This window comes from Dyella sp. SG609, from assembly GCF_012275375.1.
Lineage (GTDB): Bacteria > Pseudomonadota > Gammaproteobacteria > Xanthomonadales > Rhodanobacteraceae > Dyella_D > Dyella_D marensis.
In genome coordinates this window covers 62,478-80,710 of sequence record NZ_JAAZQJ010000001.1, presented here as the reverse complement: position 1 = coordinate 80,710, position 18,233 = coordinate 62,478, and the positions used below count along the sequence as shown (strand labels likewise).

Annotated in this window: 21 protein-coding genes; 11 read left to right on the top strand and 10 right to left on the bottom strand. The window is 65.4% G+C overall.

Annotation, left to right across the window (positions count from 1 at the left end):
• Positions 1 to 52 precede the first annotated feature (52 nt).
• Positions 53 to 1,303, top strand: a complete 1,251-nt coding sequence (locus FHW85_RS00415; protein ID WP_168646955.1) for a DUF5077 domain-containing protein — start codon at positions 53 to 55, stop codon at positions 1,301 to 1,303.
• Positions 1,304 to 1,370: 67 nt separating this feature from the next.
• Positions 1,371 to 2,663, top strand: coding sequence for a DUF5077 domain-containing protein (locus FHW85_RS00410; protein WP_168646954.1), 1,293 nt, complete (start codon positions 1,371 to 1,373; stop codon positions 2,661 to 2,663).
• A 94-nt stretch (positions 2,664 to 2,757) separates the two neighbouring features.
• On the opposite strand, the gene FHW85_RS00405 is transcribed toward FHW85_RS00410, so the two are convergent.
• The gene (locus FHW85_RS00405) at positions 2,758 to 3,363 is read right to left on the bottom strand and encodes a class I SAM-dependent methyltransferase (protein ID WP_168646953.1); all 606 of its coding nucleotides are present in this window, start codon (positions 3,361 to 3,363) and stop codon (positions 2,758 to 2,760) included.
• Between the two features lie 141 nt (positions 3,364 to 3,504).
• On the opposite strand from FHW85_RS00405, the gene FHW85_RS00400 reads away from it, so the two are divergent.
• The 3 genes from FHW85_RS00400 to FHW85_RS00390 all read left to right on the top strand — a co-directional run bounded on the left by FHW85_RS00400 (position 3,505) and on the right by FHW85_RS00390 (position 6,721).
• Positions 3,505 to 3,792: a hypothetical protein gene (locus FHW85_RS00400; RefSeq protein WP_167253996.1), complete on the top strand. Its 288-nt coding sequence runs from the start codon at positions 3,505 to 3,507 to the stop codon at positions 3,790 to 3,792.
• A 157-nt stretch (positions 3,793 to 3,949) separates the two neighbouring features.
• Positions 3,950 to 5,512: a DUF1800 domain-containing protein gene (locus tag FHW85_RS00395; RefSeq protein ID WP_168646952.1), complete on the top strand. Its 1,563-nt coding sequence runs from the start codon at positions 3,950 to 3,952 to the stop codon at positions 5,510 to 5,512.
• 9 nt (positions 5,513 to 5,521) lie between these two features.
• Positions 5,522 to 6,721 (top strand): DUF1501 domain-containing protein, encoded by a 1,200-nt coding sequence (locus tag FHW85_RS00390; protein ID WP_168646951.1) that lies wholly within the window; start codon positions 5,522 to 5,524, stop codon positions 6,719 to 6,721.
• A gap of 112 nt (positions 6,722 to 6,833) precedes the next feature.
• Here FHW85_RS00390 and FHW85_RS00385 read toward each other — a convergent pair whose 3' ends face one another.
• The 5 genes from FHW85_RS00385 to FHW85_RS00365 form a co-directional block, all read right to left on the bottom strand.
• Complete coding sequence (locus FHW85_RS00385) at positions 6,834 to 6,965, bottom strand: DUF1090 family protein (RefSeq protein WP_168646950.1); 132 nt, start codon at positions 6,963 to 6,965, stop codon at positions 6,834 to 6,836.
• A gap of 95 nt (positions 6,966 to 7,060) precedes the next feature.
• Entirely contained in the window at positions 7,061 to 7,504 is a 444-nt protein-coding gene (locus FHW85_RS00380) for a DUF1579 family protein (RefSeq protein WP_168646949.1), read from the bottom strand.
• A 24-nt stretch (positions 7,505 to 7,528) separates the two neighbouring features.
• Complete coding sequence (locus FHW85_RS00375; protein ID WP_246866597.1) at positions 7,529 to 8,863, bottom strand: hypothetical protein; 1,335 nt, start codon at positions 8,861 to 8,863, stop codon at positions 7,529 to 7,531.
• Positions 8,864 to 8,891: 28 nt separating this feature from the next.
• Entirely contained in the window at positions 8,892 to 9,797 is a 906-nt protein-coding gene (locus FHW85_RS00370; protein ID WP_168646948.1) for a sensor domain-containing protein, read from the bottom strand.
• Positions 9,794 to 10,159 carry a PadR family transcriptional regulator gene (locus tag FHW85_RS00365; protein WP_026636043.1) on the bottom strand — a complete coding sequence of 122 codons (366 nt, stop codon included), beginning with the start codon at positions 10,157 to 10,159 and terminating at the stop codon, positions 9,794 to 9,796. Before FHW85_RS00365 ends, FHW85_RS00370 begins: the two co-directional genes overlap by 4 nt.
• Positions 10,160 to 10,355: 196 nt before the next feature.
• On the opposite strand from FHW85_RS00365, the gene FHW85_RS00360 reads away from it, so the two are divergent.
• The 4 genes from FHW85_RS00360 to FHW85_RS00345 all read left to right on the top strand — a co-directional run bounded on the left by FHW85_RS00360 (position 10,356) and on the right by FHW85_RS00345 (position 14,652).
• Positions 10,356 to 10,937 carry a TetR/AcrR family transcriptional regulator gene (locus tag FHW85_RS00360; protein ID WP_168646947.1) on the top strand — a complete coding sequence of 194 codons (582 nt, stop codon included), beginning with the start codon at positions 10,356 to 10,358 and terminating at the stop codon, positions 10,935 to 10,937.
• Positions 10,938 to 11,025: 88 nt separating this feature from the next.
• Entirely contained in the window at positions 11,026 to 11,850 is an 825-nt protein-coding gene (locus FHW85_RS00355; RefSeq protein WP_168646946.1) for an oxidoreductase, read from the top strand.
• A gap of 56 nt (positions 11,851 to 11,906) precedes the next feature.
• Complete coding sequence (locus tag FHW85_RS00350; RefSeq protein ID WP_168646945.1) at positions 11,907 to 12,800, top strand: NAD(P)/FAD-dependent oxidoreductase; 894 nt, start codon at positions 11,907 to 11,909, stop codon at positions 12,798 to 12,800.
• Between the two features lie 592 nt (positions 12,801 to 13,392).
• Positions 13,393 to 14,652, top strand: coding sequence for a delta-60 repeat domain-containing protein (locus tag FHW85_RS00345; RefSeq protein WP_168646944.1), 1,260 nt, complete (start codon positions 13,393 to 13,395; stop codon positions 14,650 to 14,652).
• Positions 14,653 to 15,056: 404 nt separating this feature from the next.
• On the opposite strand, the gene FHW85_RS00340 is transcribed toward FHW85_RS00345, so the two are convergent.
• A complete protein-coding gene (locus FHW85_RS00340) occupies positions 15,057 to 15,584 on the bottom strand; it encodes a YdeI/OmpD-associated family protein (RefSeq protein WP_168646943.1) in 528 nt (175 codons plus the stop codon).
• Between the two features lie 449 nt (positions 15,585 to 16,033).
• Between FHW85_RS00340 and FHW85_RS00335 the strand changes: the two genes are divergently transcribed.
• On the top strand, positions 16,034 to 16,405 hold the full coding sequence (locus FHW85_RS00335) for a carboxypeptidase-like regulatory domain-containing protein (RefSeq protein WP_168646942.1): 372 nt from the start codon (positions 16,034 to 16,036) through the stop codon (positions 16,403 to 16,405).
• A 69-nt stretch (positions 16,406 to 16,474) separates the two neighbouring features.
• Here FHW85_RS00335 and FHW85_RS00330 read toward each other — a convergent pair whose 3' ends face one another.
• Positions 16,475 to 16,660, bottom strand: coding sequence for a CsbD family protein (locus FHW85_RS00330; protein ID WP_168646941.1), 186 nt, complete (start codon positions 16,658 to 16,660; stop codon positions 16,475 to 16,477).
• A 36-nt stretch (positions 16,661 to 16,696) separates the two neighbouring features.
• Positions 16,697 to 16,888, bottom strand: coding sequence for a hypothetical protein (locus FHW85_RS00325; RefSeq protein ID WP_167253830.1), 192 nt, complete (start codon positions 16,886 to 16,888; stop codon positions 16,697 to 16,699).
• Between FHW85_RS00325 and FHW85_RS00320 the strand changes: the two genes are divergently transcribed.
• The gene (locus FHW85_RS00320; RefSeq protein ID WP_246866596.1) at positions 16,887 to 17,870 is read left to right on the top strand and encodes a DNA topoisomerase IB; all 984 of its coding nucleotides are present in this window, start codon (positions 16,887 to 16,889) and stop codon (positions 17,868 to 17,870) included. The two genes, FHW85_RS00325 and FHW85_RS00320, sit on opposite strands and share 2 nt — an antisense overlap.
• Before the next feature lie 40 nt (positions 17,871 to 17,910).
• Here FHW85_RS00320 and FHW85_RS00315 read toward each other — a convergent pair whose 3' ends face one another.
• Positions 17,911 to 18,102: a hypothetical protein gene (locus tag FHW85_RS00315; protein WP_168646939.1), complete on the bottom strand. Its 192-nt coding sequence runs from the start codon at positions 18,100 to 18,102 to the stop codon at positions 17,911 to 17,913.
• Positions 18,103 to 18,233 lie beyond the last annotated feature (131 nt).

Here is an 18,233-nt window from a genome sequence, read left to right as displayed (position 1 = left end):
GCTGGGGGCGGTCCGCCTGACGAATCGAAACGTCACTACTTGGGAGGGAGTCATGCGATCGATTGCGTACCAAAGCCTCGCCTTGCTGTTTGCGATATCCACCGCCGCGCACGCAGCCACCAGTACCGTGCCGCTGGGTGGCAATGCCTTCATCACGCAAGCCTCGTCCGGCGCGAACGAACTGATCAACGACACCGGCCTGCACAACTGGAATTCCAGCCAGGCGGTGATCAGCGTCTACGTCGACGTGCAGCAGGCCGGCACCTTGTCGCTTGCCCTGGCCGGCGCGCTCAACGGCGCCAGCAGCAGCACGGTGAAAGTCACCGTCGCCGGCCAGTCGCACAACGTGAATCTCAGCAGCACCTCGCCGGGTCCGTTCAGTGCGGGCAACTTCAGCGTGGCGCAGGCGGGCTACGTCAAGGTGGATCTGCAAGGCGTGTCCACCAACGGCGGCTACTACGGCGACATCAGCGGCCTGCAGGTTTCCGGCAGCGCCACCAACGCGGGCGTGACTTACGCCAATGATTCGGCCAACTACTACTGGTCGCGCCGCGGCCCCTCGGTGCACCTGGGCTTCACCGCGCCCGCCAACACCGAATACTTCTACAGCGAGATCAACGTCCCCGCCGGGCAGGACGCGATCGGCTCCTACTTCATGGCCAACGGCTTCAACGTCGGCTACTTCGGCATGCAGGTGAATTCCGCCACCGAACGGCGCGTGCTGTTCTCGGTGTGGGATCCGCCGAGCGGCAGCACCACCCTGGTGCGCAAGGGCGCCAACGTCACCACCAATGGCTTCGGCGGCGAAGGCACCGGCGGCCAGAGCTACCTGGTCTTCAACTGGGTGGCGGGCCACACCTATCGCTTCCTTACCCGCGCGCAACCGGATGGCAACGGCAATACGCAGTACACGTCGTGGTTTTCCGACGCCGCCACGCCGGCCACCTGGAACCTGATCGCCACCTGGCAATACCCCGGCACCAGCACTTATCTCAGCGGGCTGTATTCGTTCCTGGAATGCTTCGATCCGGAACGCGGCTATATCGGACGCCGCGCCACCTACGGCAACGAGTGGGCGAAACCGGCGGGCGGTGCCTGGACTGAGCTCACCTCCGCGTATTACGACGTCGACCCCACCGGCCTCAACAGGCAGCGCCTGGATTTCGCCGGCGGCGTCAGCGGCGCCAACGCGTTCTATCTGCGCAACGACGGCTTCTTTACGCCATCCGTCGCTTCCGGCCAGACCTTCGTGCGCAGCGCGAACGGCACCGCGCCGGACATCGATCTCAACGCCCTGCCCTGAGGCAGCCGCGCCGCTTTATCCCGCGCCGGCCGCGGGACGCACCACCGTCATCCACTGGGAGGGAATCATGCGATCGATCATGTACCGCAGCCTCGTCGCGCTGCTTGCCATGTCCGGCGCCGCCATGGCGCAGGACGCAACCAACACTGTGCCGCTCGGCGGCAACGCCTACGTCACTCATCCCGCGCCCACCGACGACGAGACCATCGCCGACGACGGCCTGCACAACTGGGATTCCAACAAGGCCGTGGTCAGCGTGTTCTTCGACGTGCAGCAGGCCGGCGAACTGAAACTCGCCCTGGTCGGTTCGCTCGGCGGCGCCAGCCACAGCACGGTGGAGGTGTCGGTGAACGGCCAGTCGCGCCTGGCCAACCTCAGCAGCGCCGCGGCCGGTCCGTTCGACGCCGGCAGCTTTACCGTGGCGCAGCCTGGCTATGTGCGCGTGGATCTGCAGGGCGTGTCCACCGACGGCAGCTACTACGGCGACATCAGCGGCCTGCAGGTCTCCGGCAGCGCCGCCGCGGCTGGCCTGACCTACGCCAACGATCCGGACAATTTCTACTGGTCGCGCCGCGGTCCCTCGGTGCACCTGGGCTTCAAGGCACCGGCGAATACCGAATACTTCTACAGCGAGATCACCGTGCCGGTGGGCGAGGATCCGGTTGGCTCGTACTACATGGCCAACGGCTTCAACGTCGGCTACTTCGGCATCCAGGTGAACTCGCCCACCGAACGCCGCGTGCTGTTCTCGGTATGGGACCCGCCGAGCGGCGGCAGCACTACCCTGGTGCGCAAAGGTCCCGGCGTCACCACCAATGGCTTCGGCGGCGAAGGCACCGGCGGCCAGAGCTACCTGGTCTACCCGTGGGAAGCGGGCCATACCTATCGCTTCATCACTCGCGCGCAGCTCGACGATGCGGGCAATACGCTGTTCAGTTCGTGGTTCGCCGATGCGGCCTCGCGCGGACAGTGCAATGCGCACAGCTCGCACGGCAATTGCAGTTGGCATCTGATCGCCACCTGGAAATATCCCGGCGTGGCGACGTATCTGAAGGGCCTGTATTCGTTCCTGGAATCGTTCGATCCGGACCACGGCTTTATCGGCCGCCGCGCCACCTACGGCAACGAGTGGGCCAAGCCCGCAGGTGGAGCGTGGACCGAGCTGACCTCGGCCTACTACGACGTCGACCCCACCGGCCTGAACAAGCAGCGCCTGGATTTCGCCGGGGGCCTGAACGGCGGCAACGCGTTCTATCTGCGCAACGACGGGTTCTTTACGCCGTCCGTCGCATCGGGTCAGACCTTCGTGCGCACGGCCAATGGCACGCCGCCGGACGTCGACCTCGACAACCTGCCTTGATTGCCGCATAGCGATCCTGGCTCCCTCCGCCCGGGAGGGAGCCAGCATTTCAGGCGGAAAGCCCGCCCGCAGTCGAACTCGCGCCAGGCCCGGCTCAGGCCAGCTGCGCCCGCTCCAGCGCCGCGATGCGCCGTTCCAGCCGCGGCCCCAGATAGCAATGCGAGCCGCATGGCAGCAGCCCCGCCTCGCGGAAGTTGCGCAGATACCAGGACGGCGCGCGGGAGGCGAAGCCGTCGTGGTCGCCGGCCACGTCGTCCTTGCTGGTATAGGCCTCCAGAAAGGCCACGCCCTCCAGCATGTCGACGATGCCGCCCAGACCCGCACGGATTTCCGCCGGCTTGAGGTAATGCAGCACGTCGGTGCAGACGATCAGGTCGAAGCGCTCGTCGAAGCGCAGCTCCGCCAGCTGCCCGAACCGCGCCCAGCCGATATTGCGGCTGCGCCCGTAGCGCGCCACCACATATTCGCTGGCATCCAGACCGCGATAGGCAATGCCCGGCCGCAGTGCGCGCAGCGGCGCGCGCCACGGCGCCTCGCCGCAACCCACGTCCAGCACGTTGCGGATCGGCCGGCCCAGGTAGTACTCGGCTACCGCCACCACCATCGCCACCTTGCGCCGCAACTCCGTGGGCGAGGCCACCGAATGGCGCGGGTTGCGGTACCACTTGTCGAAATAGGCGCGGTCGTAGGTCTTGGGCATGGGCGATGCGTCGGTTGGCACTGCGCTTATTGCAGCATGAAAAGCCGCGTCGCCACTACTGATCCTTACCGCTTGCATCACCCGTTGCATACAGGCCCCGCGCCAGCATGTCGGCGCATCCGCAGCACCCGGTACTCCGCCATGCCCATGATCCGAATGCGCGTCTCCGGCAACCGCGACAAGATCGATACGCTGATCGGCGCGATCCGCGGCATCGATGGCATCGAACACGTCGAGGACGTGGACGAAGAATCCATGGACGAGATGCGCGACGATTCCAGTTCCAGCGACCTGGTCGACGACAACCAGGCCGACGTGGTGCGCGTGGAGATCGAAGCGCCGCAGAAGAAAGCCGAGCTGGTGCGCAACGTCGCCCTGCTGGCCACGCGCGAGCTGGATATCGCGGTGGAGTTCGTCGACGAGTTCTGAAAGCGCCCGCCACCGCAAGTTCATGCGGCAGCCCGGGTGGTGAATGCCGGCCGAATGCGGCCCGGTCCACGGATGGCCCGTGTCGACGCATGGCAAGGTGAAGCGTTGTCAGTTCCCGCAACCCTCGCCGACGTCAACCGCCAGGAAGCCAAGACGCATGCGCCGCTCCGCTCCATTCCGCCCACAGGCATTACGCCGACACCTTTCCACCCTGCTGCTCGCCTGCGCCGCGACGCTCGCGCTCGCCGCGCCGCCCGCTTCCGCGCGCGGCCGCGACGCGCTCGGCGCCGACGACGTGGCTTGGCTGCGCCGCGACGGCTTCGGCCTGGACAGCGCCAGCGTGGCGCGCTATCGCGAGCTCGGCCGCGACCGCTATCTCGATGCGCAACTGGACGACAAGCTCGGCGACGAGCTGCCGCCGGCGATCGATCAGCTGATCCGCGGCTACGAGGTGGTGAGCACGCCGCCCGATCAATTGATCGCCTCGTACCAGGCCGAGCAGGAACGCATCAAGGACATGCCCGACGGCGATGCCAAGGTGGAGGCGCGCAAGGCCCTGCAGCAGCGTGGCAACGACCTGCTGCAGGAAGCCCAGCAAGCCGCCCTGCTGCGCGCCGTCTATGGATCCAACCAGCTCAAGGAACAGATGGTGTGGTTCTGGCTGAACCACTTCAGCATCTACGGGGCCAAGGGGCGCGTGCGCTGGGTGGCCGCGCGCTTCGCCGAGGAAAGCATCCGCCCGCATGCGCTGGGCAAGTTCAAGGACCTGGTGATGGCCACGCTGAAAAGCCCGGCCATGCTCGAGTACCTGGACAACGCACAGAACGCCAAGGGCCACGTCAACGAGAACTACGCGCGCGAGCTGATGGAGCTGCACACGCTGGGCGTGGGTTCCGGCTACACGCAGCAGGACGTGCAGCAGCTGGCCCTGGTGCTCACCGGCGTAGGCATCGCGCCGCCGGCCGACAAGCAGCGCATCAATCCGAAGATGGCCTCGCTCTACGTGCGCGATGGCCTGTTCGAGTTCAACCCGATGCGCCACGACTTCGATGACAAGCAACTGCTCGGCCAGCGCATCAAGGGCAGCGGCTTCGACGAAGTGGAAAAGGCGGTAGACCTGATCACCCGCCAGCCCGCCTGCGCGAAATTCATCGCCACCAAGCTGGCCCGCTATTTCGTCGCCGACGAGCCACCGCCGGCCCTGGTCGACAAGATGGCGCGCACCTTCCAGCGCAGCGACGGCGATATCGCCAAAGTGCTGCGCACCATGCTGGAAGCCAAGGAATTCACCGCCGACAGCGGCAAGAAGTTCAAGGACCCGATGCAGTTCGTGGTCTCCTCGGTGCGCCTGGCCTACGACGGCCGCCCGGTGGTGAATGCGCGTCCGCTGCTGAACTGGCTCAACCAGCTGGGCGAGCCGATCTATGGCCGCCTCACGCCGGACGGCTGGCCGCTGGACGCCGCCGGCTGGGCCAGCTCCGGCCAGATGGCCAAGCGCTTCGAGATCGCGCGCGCCATCGGCACCGGCAACAACCGCCTGTTCGTGCCCGAGGGCAGCAACGGCGTGGCGCCCGGCTTTCCGATGCTGACCACGCGGCTGTACTACGACGCGATCGATCCGCATCTTTCGGTGGCCACGCGCGATGCGCTGGGCAAGGCCGCCTCGCAGCAGGAGTGGAACACTTTCCTGCTGTCGTCGCCCGACTTTAATTACCGCTGAGGGATCGCCATGAACCGCCGCCAGTTCCTGCTTGCCGCCGCGGCTGCCGCCGCCTCGCCGATGTTCGGCTACTCCGGCCGCCTGTTCGCCGCGCCGGCCAGCACGCCGCGCCTGCTGCTGGTGTTCCTGCGCGGCGGCTACGATTGCAACAACCTGCTGGTGCCCTGCGGCAGCGACTTCTATTACGAATCGCGCCCCACCATCGCCATCGCGCGCCCCGATGCGGCCAATGCCAACAGCGCGATCGCGCTGGACGGCCAGTGGGGCCTCAACCCGGTGCTGCGCGATTCGCTCTATCCGCTGTGGCAGCGCAAGCAGCTGGCCTTCGTGCCGTTCGCCGGCACCGACGATATGTCGCGCAGCCATTTCGAGACGCAGGACAATATCGAATCCGGCGAACCCACCGGCCAGCGCAGCGACTATCGCTCCGGCTTCCTCGCGCGGCTTTCCGGCTCGCTGTCGAATGTGCCTTCGATCGCCTTCACCGATGCGCTGCCGCTGAGCTTCCAGGGCGGCGGCAAGGACATCCCGAATATCTCGCTGCGCGGCGTGGCCAAGCCGGCCTTCGACGAACGCCAGTCGGCCATCCTGGCCGAGATGTACAAGGGCACCACGCTCGCCGCCGCTGCCACCGACGGGCTGGAGCTGCGCCAGAAGGTCTCCAGGGACCTGCAGGACGAGATGATGAAGGCCAACCGCGGCGCCACCACCGCGAAGAACTTCGCCGCCGAAACGCAGCGCATCGCCACCATGATGCGCGACCAGTACCGCGTGGGCTTCGTCGACGTCGGCGGCTGGGATACGCACGTCAACCAGGGCGGCGCCAACGGTGCCCTGGCCAACAACCTCACCAATCTCGGCCAGGGCCTGGCCGCTTATGCGGATGCTCTAGGCGACGAGTGGAACAACACCGTGGTGGTGGTGGTTTCGGAGTTCGGCCGCACCTTCCGCGAGAACGGCAACAAGGGCACTGACCACGGCCATGGCACGGTGTACTGGGTGCTCGGTGGCCGTGTGCGCGGCGGCCGCATCGCCGGCGAACAGGTGGCCGTGAACGCGCAGAACCTGCTGCAGAATCGCGACTATCCGGTGCTCAACAACTACCGCGACGTGCTCGGCGGCCTGTTCGCGCGCACCTGGGGCTTGTCGCCAAGCCAGTTGCAGGCGGTGTTCCCAGGCGCAAAGCCGCGCGACCTGCAACTGGTCTAGAACAGCGCCACCTTATCCGTAGGTTGGGGTGAGCCGAAGGCGAACCCCAACATCGGCGCGTCCATGCGCATCGCACTGTTGGGGTTCGCCTTCGGCTCACCCCAACCTACGGTTATCGATCGCGCGCTTCGCGCAGCTCCTGTTGCGCTTCTTCCAGGCGGCGCTGTTTCTTGGCGATCTTGTCGGACTTGCCGGTGGCCTGCGCCTCGCCCAGGCAGAGGCGATTGCCGGGATTGGCAGCCATGCACGGAGAAACGCATGGGCGCGCTATGGCCCGGTGTGCTTCCTAAAGTTCGGAGCCAAGATCCCGAATGAGGTCGCTGGCGAGAGCTCGCCGGATCAGGCGATGCGGCGATACGTGCCGCTCATCACCGCTTCCCACTGCACGCCGCCGTCGAACGAACTCTCCAGCGCGAGCGTGTAGCTGCCGTCGTCGTTCGGCGTGTACACATGGCGCGTCTGCCCGCGCGGCGAGCTGCGCAGGAACACCAGGCGCTTGCCGTCCCAATGGCCCGGCGCCGGCGCGGACGGCACGAAGCCGTAGCTGTCGAACCAGAACAGTTCGAAGCGATCGTGTTCGGGGCCCGCGGCAATCACCGCGTGCGCTTGCAGTGCCGGCTTGCCGTCGCGCTGCTCGCGATAATCGATCACCAGCGACTTGCCGCCCAACTCGATACGCGCATCCACTTCCGCCGTGGCGGGGCCGCCCTGGCCCCAGCGCGTGGTGGCGATCTGTTCCTCGCCGCTCCAGCGGCCGATCAGAAATCCCAGCGTGTCCTGCATCTAAGAACCTCGTGCGCGGTGCGCTCAGTGCGCGCCCTGGTTGGCAGGCGACACCAGCAGGTCGCCCGGTCGTTCGCCGGCTTCCATCCGCCAGCCGTCGTTGAGTTTCAGCGTCCAGCCCGGGCCCGCGATGGTGCCCGTGCGTGCGGCCTGCTTGCCCGGCACGGCCACGTAGAGATGCTTCCAATCCGGCGCCAGCAACGCGCCCGCGCTCACTTCGATGGCGCCCCAGTCCGACAGCACCTTGATGGTGGGATAGACCGTACCCGCCTCGCCCAGCGGCACCAGGGTGCTGGGATTGAACATCACCTTCGGCTCGTGCAGCGGCAGTACCAGGCGCGGACCGTCGACCAGCAGCGCCTTGTAGCGCGCGATGTCCTGCTGGTGGCGCTGCTCGCGCGCCTGCTCCGCGGCGAGCAGCGCGGGCCCGTCGTAGGCGGCGGCGCGGCGCTGCACTTGGGCGTCGGTGACATTGACGTTCTTGATGCCCAGTGCACCGGCAAGCAGATCGGAGAGTCCAGTGTCCGGCGTTCTGATGCGTTGCCGCCACGCCGGCAGATAGCGATCCAGCAGCAGGCCATAGCCCGGCCCCGTGGCATAGGCGAACGAGCGCACGAAGCTGGGCGCCGACACGTGCGAAACCAGGTCGTCCGCGGTCAGCGCGGTGCGCTCCGCGGGCGACACCGCGCCGATCGCGATGCCGGTGTATTCGGCCAGGCCTTCGTTGCGTTCCAGCGAGCGCTCGCTCTGCGCGGCGTCGGGAAATTGCCGGTAGCGCGCCGCGCGGAACAGCAGCGCATCCGCGGCGTGGCTGCGCCGTGCCTTGTCGTCGGCGGCCGCCACGGCCTTGGCCAGGGCACGCCACTCCAGTTGCATGAGGTAGCGGCCCTGCAAAGTGTCGAGCTGATCGTTGCCCAGCTCATGCGGCGGATCGAGGCCCACCTGCGGCTGGATGCGATGGAACGACTCGTGCGCCATCAGCACGCGCCGCTGGCCCGCATCCGCCGGCAGCGGCCAGCCCATCTGCGCCCAGCGCACGCCGGCCCAGTCCAGCGAGCTGTTGGCGAAGGAGACGTCGTCCGGCAGGTGGCCGGTGAACACGCCCTGCTCGCCTTTCAGCAAACCTTGCGCGTCCGCCTGGTTGGCGATCACGCGGCGGGTGGGCGGATCGACCAGCATGATCGGGCCGCACAGGCTGGCACCCCATAGCTTGCCGCCGTCCTTCTGGCATTGCTGCGTCGCCTCGGCGAACCAGGCTTTCGCCTGTGCGGGCTCGAAAGGCGGCGCATCCGCCGCCACGGCAGCGAAGTTCGACGACAGGCACAGCGCGAAGATCAGGCACGAACGCGTACGAAGCATGAGGCCTCCGGCGACGGACTGGCAGGGATCAGTTGACGCTGCGCGACACCAGCAGGCTCTTGGCGATCAGCCCATGCATCCGGCCGAGGCCGCGCACCAGGTGCAGCGTGGCGAACAATAGCAGCACGCCGACGGCCAGCAGTACCAGTGCATCGCCGAACGTAGGAACGTGCGCGCCATAGCCCCAGTGGATGGTGGCCAGTTCGTGATCGAAGTCACCGAAGGTCCAGGCCAGCGGCGCCCCGATAAATGCGATCGACACCGACAGCAGGGTCACCGTGATGGTGAAGTAGATGATGCCCAGCGGCAGCATCAGCACCATGTACAGCATGGTGGTCCAGGTGCGCGCGTCGGTGAACATGGCGCCGATGCGGCTCATCAGCGAACGGCCGGCCACCGGAAATGGCGGACGCCGCGGCATGCGCACGCCCAGCATCGTCTCCACGATGCGCCCTTCCATCAGCGACAGCCCGCGCACCGTGCCGAAGAACAGCACGATAAAGGGAATGCCGACGATCAGCACCGCCAGGCCCGCCGACATCGAGATGCCGGTGATCACCCAGGTGAAATAGATGATGCCGGTGGCCAGCGCCAGCAGCATGTAGAACAGCGAGCCCCAGGTGCGCGCATCGGCGGCGACGCCGAAGAAGCGCCCGAACAGCGAATGGCGCTTCGGCGGCGGCGGCGGACGCAGCGCGCGCTGGATCTTGATCTCCTGGTCGCGGTAGATGTCGGCCACTTCCTCGGGCGAACCGTAGCTGCCCACCACCTTGGCCAGCATGTCTTCCTGCGACATGCCCGGATGCTCCTGCAGCTCGGCGCGCAGGTGTTCCTCGGCGTCGTAGAGCGCGTCCTGGATCAGCGCCGGATCGGCCCCGGCCAGCGCGGCGCGCAGCTGCTCCAGGTATTGCGCGATGGTGCGCGGCGTGTTCATGTCACCCCTCCTTGCAAGACGGTATCGACGGAATCGCGGGTAGCGCTCCACGCCGCCACCCACTCGCGCAGCGCTTCGCGGCCCAGCTTCGTAATGCGGTAATAGCGGCGCGGCGGCCCGCTGACCGAAGGCTCGACTTCGCTTTCCAGCAAGCCGTAGGCCTCCAGGTTGCGCAGCACCGGATAAAGCGCGCTCTGCTTCCCCGCCAGCACGCCCTCGCCCACTTCCTCCAGCCGCTTGGCGATCTGGTAGCCGTACATCGGCTGCCGCGACTGACCCAGCACCGCCAGCAGCACCAGGGACACGGTGCCTGCCGACAGCTCCTTCTGGAATTTCTTCAACAGGCCGGCGACGTCTTCCACCTGGCTCACCCTCTGGGCTACTTAGCCTTGAGTGAAGCATAGTGTGAAGTTATGGATAGTCCATGCGCTGGAAGTCATGGCGTTGGAATGGGCTTTTGGGCATGACACCGACGTATGTGCAGGTTCTCCGATCGCGGACAGATGACTTGCCCGGCCTTTTGCAAAGGCCTTGGCAAGCGAATATGATGTGCGTCATATGAAACGTTCTCCCACCCGTTCCAAGGAAGCCACCCACGAGCGCATCGTCGATGTGGCAGCACGCGCCATCCGCTGCAACGGCTACCACGGCATCGGCGTCGCCGACATCATGAAGGCCGCCGGCCTGACCCACGGCGGCTTTTATGCCCACTTTCCCTCGCGCGACGCCTTGCTCGCAGAGGCAGCCGACCGCGCAGGCTTCGAGAGCGTGCAGTCGCTGCAGCGCCTAGCCGCGGGTTCGTCGGGGCCGCAGGCGCTGCAGGCAATGATCCAGGGCTACCTGTCCAAGGGCCACCTGGAAAGTGCGGAGACGGGCTGCCACATCGCCGCGCTCGGTTCCGAGATGGCGCGGCAAGTGCCCGAAGTGCGGCACGCGGCGACCCGCCGACTCAAGGAAACGATCGATCTGATCGCCCGGCAGTTCCCGGACTGGGGACAGCCGGCTGCGCACGAACGGGCGCTCGTCACGTTGGCGACGATGGTCGGCACGATCGTGCTCGCCCGCGCCGTCGACGACCCCAAGATGTCTGACGCGCTAATCGACGCGGCGCTCAAACACCTCGATCCGATCTCGCACTGACGCGGCAAGCGCTACCGCGTTTTTTTATCGTCCGCACATATTACGACCATCATATAAACACCCCCTTTCAACACGCGAAGGCACGGTTATGAACTCCAAGAACAAGGTTGCCCTGGTCACTGGCGCGTCGTCGGGCATCGGCGAAGCCATCGCGCAGCGCCTCTTCACCGCTGGCTACAAGGTCTATGGCACCAGCCGGCGCGGTGGCGTTTCGAAGAACGAGTTCGAGATGTTGCCGCTGGATGTCACCAGCGACACGTCCATCGTCTCCGCCGTCAGCGACCTGATCCGACTGGAAGGCCGCATCGACTTGCTCATCAATAACGCCGGCTTCGGCACGGCCGCCGCCGGCGCCGAAGAGAGCTCGATCGAGCAGGCCAAGGCGATCTTCGAAACCAACTTCTTCGGTGTGGTGCGCATGACCAAGGCTGTCGTACCGCACATGCGACGGCAGGGCAGCGGTCGGATCATCAACATCAGCTCCGTGCTCGGCTTTCTGCCCATGCCCTATGGCGCGCTGTACTGCGCAAGCAAGCACGCGGTCGAGGGTTACTCCGAATCGCTCGACCATGAGCTACGCACGCACGGCATCCGCGTGTCGACGATCGAGCCGGCCTACACGCGCACGCAATTCTTGACCAGCGCGATCGCGGCGGATACTCCGATGGCCGAGTACGAGAGCGTGCGTACGCATGTCGACGCAGTGACCAAGGAGTTGTTCGCCGAGAGCGACGACCCCACGGTCGTGGCCGAGGCGGTGCTGCAGGCGGCCACCGCCGAGCATCCGAAGCTGCGCTACACCGCGGGCAAGCAAGCCAAGGTCCTGAGCCTGCTGCGTGCCTTTGCGCCGGCGTCTGCGGTCGATGCCGGCATCCGAAAAAAACTTCGCCTGCACCTGCTGCCGACGAAGTAACAGACGATATTGCGCGCGAGGCCAGCCCCTCCGTCCACCACACGGTGCCCATCAGCATGAATCACGTCATCATCATCGGCGGCAGCTTTGCTGGCCTCGCCGCCGCACTGCAGCTCGGCCGTGCCCGTCGCAAGGTGATCGTTCTCGATACCGGCCTGCCGCGCAATCGCTTCGCCGGCCACTCGCATGGCCTGCTCGGCCACGATCACAAGCCACCGCTGGATATCCTGGCCGAGGCACGGCAGCAGCTGGCGCGCTATCCCACGATCAAACTGGTCCATGCCCGGGCCGACAGCATCTCCGGCGCCATCGATGATTTCTCCGTCCTCACTGGCGATGGCGAAAGTCTTAGGGCGCGCCGTCTGATCCTGAGCTATGGCGTCGCCGACCAGATGCCTGATGTTCCGGGCTTTGCCGAAAGCTGGGGCACGTCCATCGTGCCTTGCCCCTATTGCGATGGCTTTGAAGTTGCCGGCCAGCATTGGGGCCTCGTCTGGTCCGGCCCGCAGTCGCACCAGTCTGCCAGGCTGTTCCACGATTGGACCGACAGGTTGACCGTCTTCGCTGATGGTCATGACATTCCGCTCGATATCCAGGCTGATCTGGCGAGCCGCAACATACCCGTCGTCGATGGCGGGATCGTCGAGATCGCGCATCACAAGGGCCATATCACCACCGTCAATCTCGATACCCGCCGCCATGTCGCGGTCGACGTCCTGTTTGCCCATCCGCGCAACGAGCCGTCCGCAAGCCTGCATGCATCGCTGGGCCTCGCCACGATCGATACGCCCACCGGCTTCGTCCTCAAGGTCGACGAGCGCCGCCAAAGCAGCACGCCCGGCATCTACGCCGCCGGCGACCTGACGACGCCTTTCTTGCCGTCGGTCACCCAGGCATCATCCCAGGGCGCGATGGCGGGTATCTTCGCTCAGCAATCGATGCTGGTTTGAGTGCACCGATTCCCTCAGGGTGCGACGCACCGTAAAACCGTATTGACTATTTGATCGGGGCTACCGACTTCTTCAGGGCGAATGCTTTTTTTCGTCTACGCCGAAGGCCAACCATGCGACATAGCCTTTGGTTATCAGACCAGGGGGCGTGTCGCCGCTCCATTCCCGCAACCGGTTGAATTAACCGATCGCGCACGTACTTTGCCCTTCCGCGCAAGGCGAAGTACGTGCAGCCACACCTTCATAAGCACGAACTTTGCTTAAGAAATGGGTACACACTTTGGTGCTATGCCCACTTTTTGGCATGCCCACCCAAGCGCCGATTGCACGAATAAAAACCTCCATCGGCGCAGTCCGTGAGACAGCAAAATTGGATGATTACGGGGTCGCAACGACCGCTTGCGGACCCGCCCCGGACCTGGTTTTCCGGCCGATCAGCCGATCGTCGTCAGGTCAGCGCAGGGCGGAGCTATCAAGATCGGATTTCACTTCAAGGAGGGGAGCGCTGCGGGCAGGGGGCCACGCGGCTGGCGAAGGTGGTTTGAATTGAACCTCAAACAGATTTGACGTTATTCAACAGGGAGAAGCATCAGTGATCAGCACCACCATGAAGGTATCGCTCGGCATCGCCATCAGTGCCGTCAGCGCCGTTGCAACGTTCGCCCAGGCCGTATCGCTGGACCCGGCGTTCGGTTCGGCCGGCATCACCTCCACCGCCTTTGGCGCCTACGGTTCCGCTGCCCGGACGGTCATCCAGCCGGACGGCCGCATCGTCACCGCCGGCCAGGACGTCGGCGGCGACTTCGCGCTGGCGCGCTATACGGCCAGCGGTGCGCTGGATACAAGCTTCAACGGCACCGGCAAGGTCACCACCACGCCGTCCGGCAGCTGCTCGGGACAGGCGCGCGCACTCGCCCTGCAGACCGACGGCAAGATCGTCGTCGCAGGCACCTCGTGCCCGAACTTCAGCTCCATCCGCAACTTCACCGTCTATCGCTACAACACCGATGGTTCGCTGGACACGACGTTCGGCAGCTCGGGCAAGGCGACCGTCAGTTTCTATGCGGGCGCCTCGGAAGCCTTCGCCGTTGCCGTGCAGGGCGGCTCGATCTGGGTGGCGGGCTATGCGGGCTCCAGCTTTGCGCTGGCGCGCCTTACCAGCAGCGGCAGCCTGGATTACAGCTTCGGCAGCGGCACCGGCATGGTCACCTCGGCGCTCGGCACCAGCTCGGCCTACGCCAACGGCCTGGCCATCCAGGCCGACGGCAAGCCGGTACTGGCCGGCTATGCGTCCAGCGGCGGCACCGTCTTCGCGTTGACGCGCTACACCACCACGGGCGCGCTGGACACCACGTTCGGTACCGGCGGCAAGGTCCTGACCAATGTGGGCGGCACCTTCAGCGGCAACGCCGCCATCGCCACGTCGCTGGCGATCCAGGGCGACGGCAAGATCGTCGCCGCCGGTTATGCGAACAGCAGCAGCGGCGGCTACTACCGCTTTGCCGCGGTCCGCTACACGACCGCCGGCGCGCTGGACAGCGGCTTCGGTGCCAGCACGGGCAAGGTGCTTACCGCGATCGGCAGCGGCGATGCGATCGGCAGCGACGTGGCCATCGATGCCGGCGGCGGCATCATCGTCGGTGGCTACTCCAGTGCAGGCAGCTATCGCCAGCTGACCTTGAATCGCTACGACCAGCTCGGCAACCAGGACTACAGCTTCGGTCCGGTGAGCACCGCCGTCGGCAGCGCGAATGCCGCGATCCAGGGGCTCGCCATCCAGAGCGACGGCAAGATCGTCGTCTCGGGTTATGGCAACTCGCCGACGACGTTCGTTGTAGCGCGCTATCAGTAATCTGCTGTATCGCCAGCCTCAAGGGCTGCATCAGGAAAGCCCCCTCCCGCTCGCTGCGGGAGGGGGCGACATGCGTCTACTTTGGAATGAAGGTGGCACAGGGTGGATGCAACGGCAGCTACGAGGAAGGCTTGGGCTTCTGCCGTGGAGAATTCTGCGGCTCATGCGGCGTCTGGGCATCGGGCATGCTGCTGCCCTTGCGATTCGGCACCGGCTGAGGCTCGGGATAGCCGGAGGTCCCCGCAGGTCGACGCGGTTTATGCTTCTGCTCTTTGCTCTCGCTCATGATGCGCGGCTCCCAGGGCGGTAGCGCCAACATGGCCCGCTGACGATCAAGGTTGCGTCATGCGGTCGTCAATGCGGGCAGGCATGGCCTTTCGACGCCACCGGTCCGGGGCAATGATTCAGCTTACTTGGCCGCCGCTCCACGAACGCGCCATGAAACGCGCCTGGCCACCCGACAGCACATACATCGCGCGCTCGAGATGCCGCGCCTTGGCCTCGGCTGATTTCACCTGCTGGAAATAGCGCAGGATTTCCTTCTGCAGGCTTGGAATCAAAGCTTCCCAGGCTTGCCGCGCGACCGGGTTGCTTTCCAGCGCCGCACTGAACTCCGGCGGCATGGGATGGACCGGTCCGCTGCGATAGCCATCGTCGAACGCGAGCTCCACGTCGACGGCATCGCCCACCTGGCTGGCTGCCGCCTTTCGCACCTCGGCATGCAGGTACAAGTAAAACGAGCCGTCGCCCAGCGGCATCATATTGATACGCCACCACGCCTCCGGCACGCCGTTCACCCGGACCCGCACCGGCATCGGCCTGCGCCAGCCCTGCTTCAGCCGTTGCGCATCGCGCGCACTCACCAGCACGTAAGGATTGATGTTGTTGATCCCGATCGTGGCGCGGAAACGCAGGATGTCCGTACTGTCCATCGCATCAGGCTCCGGTACGTCATGCGGCGGTCAAAGAAGCGCCATCGGCGCATCGCGATTTTCCGGCCGGCGTGGCGGTTGTCAAACGAGTCCGCGGCCAGCGGCCGGGACGATGCCTGCATGCTGTAGTCCGGCTTCCCCCAGAGCGCCTTCCGGTTTTCCTTGATCCTCCGGCATGACACCAGCCGGCCCGCGCCGAAAAAATCCATTACGACTTTCACATGTCTCGCCCGAGTCGCCTTGGGTAACTTAGGCACGCCTTCGCCATGGGTCATTGGAGAAAATGATCCGGGCGATCGGGCGCGAAGAAGTCGCAAGAAAAAACGCTTCCGCTAAAAGATAATGACCTCGGCAGTCCCCACTGCCTCGCTTCAACTGACATCGATCGCAAACCGGCTGCTGCGCAAGCGGTCGACCGGTTTGCCGTGCCCCCATCTCCGAGAACCCACATGAAGACCAGCCAGAAAACCGCACGCCGCCATGCGTTCAAGCTCATGACGGCAATTGCCGTGAGCGCGTTCGGCATCATCGCCGTCAACGCCGCCTACGCGCAGTCGACCAGCTCCAGCATTCTCGGCAAGAGCCCCACGGACGCCTCGGTCACCGTGCACAGCGACAAGGGCATCACCCGCCACGGCTCGCCCAACAGCAAGGGCCGCTACAACCTCTCCGCGCTGCCGCCGGGCACCTACGAGGTGTCGCTGGAGCGCGATGGCAAGACGCTCGCCACGGTGGGTGGCATTCCGCTTTTCGCAGGCCGCGCCTCCCAGGTGGATTTCACCTGCGAGAACGACCAGTGCACCGGGGTGTTCAATCACTGATCGCCCAGGCCCTGGTGCCATGCCGTCGCGGCATGGCACCAGGGCCATTGTCGAACGACGCGGCGCGGATCAATGACGCTCGTCTTCGTCTCGCTGGCGATCGCGCTCCTTGCCGACCTCCTTCTGGATCTTGCCGGCATTCTTTTCGACATTGCCGGCTACCTGCTTGGCCGGATTGTCGGTGATCTTGCCTACGCCTTCTTTGATGGCGCCTTTGACTTCGTGCTTGGTGCCTTCGATGCGATTCTTGTCCATGACATCCTCCAGTTCGCCGCATTACGGCAGGCGTTTTTATAGGAAGAACGCGGTGGCACGGCCGTGAAATCCAGGCATAGCGATTAAGCATTCGCCTTCACTTTCATCTGGCTCAAGCGGCGCTTTCACATCGCGGATGAAAACCTGAAAACCTCCGGCGAGGAAATCGGGAATGGCGCGACGAAAACCTGCTGCTGCCGCATCGGACGCCGCGGCGGTGCGGCTCATGTATGTCAGCGACGATCAGGCAGGCTTGCGGCGATATCGCCGCGGCAAGGGTTTCGTCTATCTGGATGCACGAGGCCGCCGCGTGACGCGGGAAGATGTGCTGGCACGCATCCGCGCGCTGGCAATACCGCCGGCCTATCGCGACGTATGGATCTGCCCGCATCCGCGCGGCCACCTTCAGGCCACGGGCCGCGATGCCAAGGGACGCAAGCAGTATCGCTACCATCCGCGCTGGCGCGGCATCCGGGACGGCAGGAAGTTCGAGCACATCAGGGATTTCGGCGCGGCGCTGCCGCGTATCCGGCGCAGGGTCCGCGCCGACCTGGCGTTGCCGGGATGGCCCAGGGAAAAAGTGCTCGCCCTGGTGGTGCGCCTGCTGGACACCACGCAGATCCGCATCGGCAACGAACCGTATGCCAGCGAGAACGGCAGCTATGGCCTGACCACCCTGCGCTCCTATCACGTGCATCCGCGGCGCGGCCGACTGCGCTTGAGCTTCAAAGCCAAGAGCGGACGCCGCAGCGAGATCGAGCTCGACGATCCGCGCCTGGTCCGGCTGCTGTCGCGCATCCAGCAACTGCCCGGGCAGCGCCTGTTCCAATACCTGGACGACGACGGCAAACGGCAGGCCGTGGACTCGGGCATGGTCAACGATTATCTGCGCGAAATCGGCGGCGGCGATTTCACCGCGAAGGATTTCCGCACCTGGGCCGGCACGGTATATGCCATCGGCCTGCTGGCGCGCACGCCGGTGCCGCCTGACAAACCCAAGCGCGCCAGACAGCAGGCGGTCAACGAAGTAGTCAAGCAAGTGGCCGGTGTGCTGTGCAATACACCGAGCGTCTGCCGCGCTTCATACATCCATCCGCGCGCTTTTACGGGCTGGGAAGACGGCAGTCTGTCGCGCATGGTGCCGCCGGAAACGAGTCGTCACCCGCGGCGGCTGGAATCGGCGGTACTGCGTTACCTCAAGAAACGGTAAGCGCCGCCGCGCGGGCGGCCCGAAGGCCGCCCTGAAAAGATCAACGGTTCTTGTGGCTCTGCTCGCCAGCCTTCACGTGCTGCTCGTGGCTGCCGCCACGCTGGCCGCTGGAGCCTGCCTGCTTGTTGCTGCTGTCGCTGTCGTTCTTGTGGCTCTGCTGGCCTGCTTTGACGTGCTGCTCGTGCGAGGCGTGATCACCACCGCGATTACCGGGGTTGTTGGTATTGGGCATGTTGAAGTCCTCGTGCGCACATGGCGAATGGATGCGGACCGGCGTGCGCGTTTACGGCCGCGGGGACATTCTTGGACGTCGAGGCAGAACGCCGCGTCTGCGACAAATGAAGGCGCCCCATATCAAAGTGA

Coding starts and splice junctions, on each gene's coding strand:
- FHW85_RS00405 (WP_168646953.1), bottom strand. CDS start 3,363: ATGCCCAAGACCTACGACCGCGCCTATTTCGACAAGTGGTACCGCAAC.
- FHW85_RS00340 (WP_168646943.1), bottom strand. CDS start 15,584: ATGGACAGTACGGACATCCTGCGTTTCCGCGCCACGATCGGGATCAAC.
- FHW85_RS00385 (WP_168646950.1), bottom strand. CDS start 6,965: ATGGCTGCCAATCCCGGCAATCGCCTCTGCCTGGGCGAGGCGCAGGCC.
- FHW85_RS00360 (WP_168646947.1), top strand. CDS start 10,356: ATGAAACGTTCTCCCACCCGTTCCAAGGAAGCCACCCACGAGCGCATC.
- FHW85_RS00330 (WP_168646941.1), bottom strand. CDS start 16,660: ATGGACAAGAATCGCATCGAAGGCACCAAGCACGAAGTCAAAGGCGCC.
- FHW85_RS00355 (WP_168646946.1), top strand. CDS start 11,026: ATGAACTCCAAGAACAAGGTTGCCCTGGTCACTGGCGCGTCGTCGGGC.
- FHW85_RS00325 (WP_167253830.1), bottom strand. CDS start 16,888: ATGAGCCGCACCGCCGCGGCGTCCGATGCGGCAGCAGCAGGTTTTCGT.
- FHW85_RS00350 (WP_168646945.1), top strand. CDS start 11,907: ATGAATCACGTCATCATCATCGGCGGCAGCTTTGCTGGCCTCGCCGCC.
- FHW85_RS00390 (WP_168646951.1), top strand. CDS start 5,522: ATGAACCGCCGCCAGTTCCTGCTTGCCGCCGCGGCTGCCGCCGCCTCG.
- FHW85_RS00375 (WP_246866597.1), bottom strand. CDS start 8,863: ATGCTTCGTACGCGTTCGTGCCTGATCTTCGCGCTGTGCCTGTCGTCG.
- FHW85_RS00320 (WP_246866596.1), top strand. CDS start 16,887: ATGTATGTCAGCGACGATCAGGCAGGCTTGCGGCGATATCGCCGCGGC.
- FHW85_RS00410 (WP_168646954.1), top strand. CDS start 1,371: ATGCGATCGATCATGTACCGCAGCCTCGTCGCGCTGCTTGCCATGTCC.
- FHW85_RS00395 (WP_168646952.1), top strand. CDS start 3,950: ATGCGCCGCTCCGCTCCATTCCGCCCACAGGCATTACGCCGACACCTT.
- FHW85_RS00415 (WP_168646955.1), top strand. CDS start 53: ATGCGATCGATTGCGTACCAAAGCCTCGCCTTGCTGTTTGCGATATCC.
- FHW85_RS00400 (WP_167253996.1), top strand. CDS start 3,505: ATGCCCATGATCCGAATGCGCGTCTCCGGCAACCGCGACAAGATCGAT.
- FHW85_RS00380 (WP_168646949.1), bottom strand. CDS start 7,504: ATGCAGGACACGCTGGGATTTCTGATCGGCCGCTGGAGCGGCGAGGAA.
- FHW85_RS00370 (WP_168646948.1), bottom strand. CDS start 9,797: ATGAACACGCCGCGCACCATCGCGCAATACCTGGAGCAGCTGCGCGCC.
- FHW85_RS00315 (WP_168646939.1), bottom strand. CDS start 18,102: ATGCCCAATACCAACAACCCCGGTAATCGCGGTGGTGATCACGCCTCG.
- FHW85_RS00335 (WP_168646942.1), top strand. CDS start 16,034: ATGAAGACCAGCCAGAAAACCGCACGCCGCCATGCGTTCAAGCTCATG.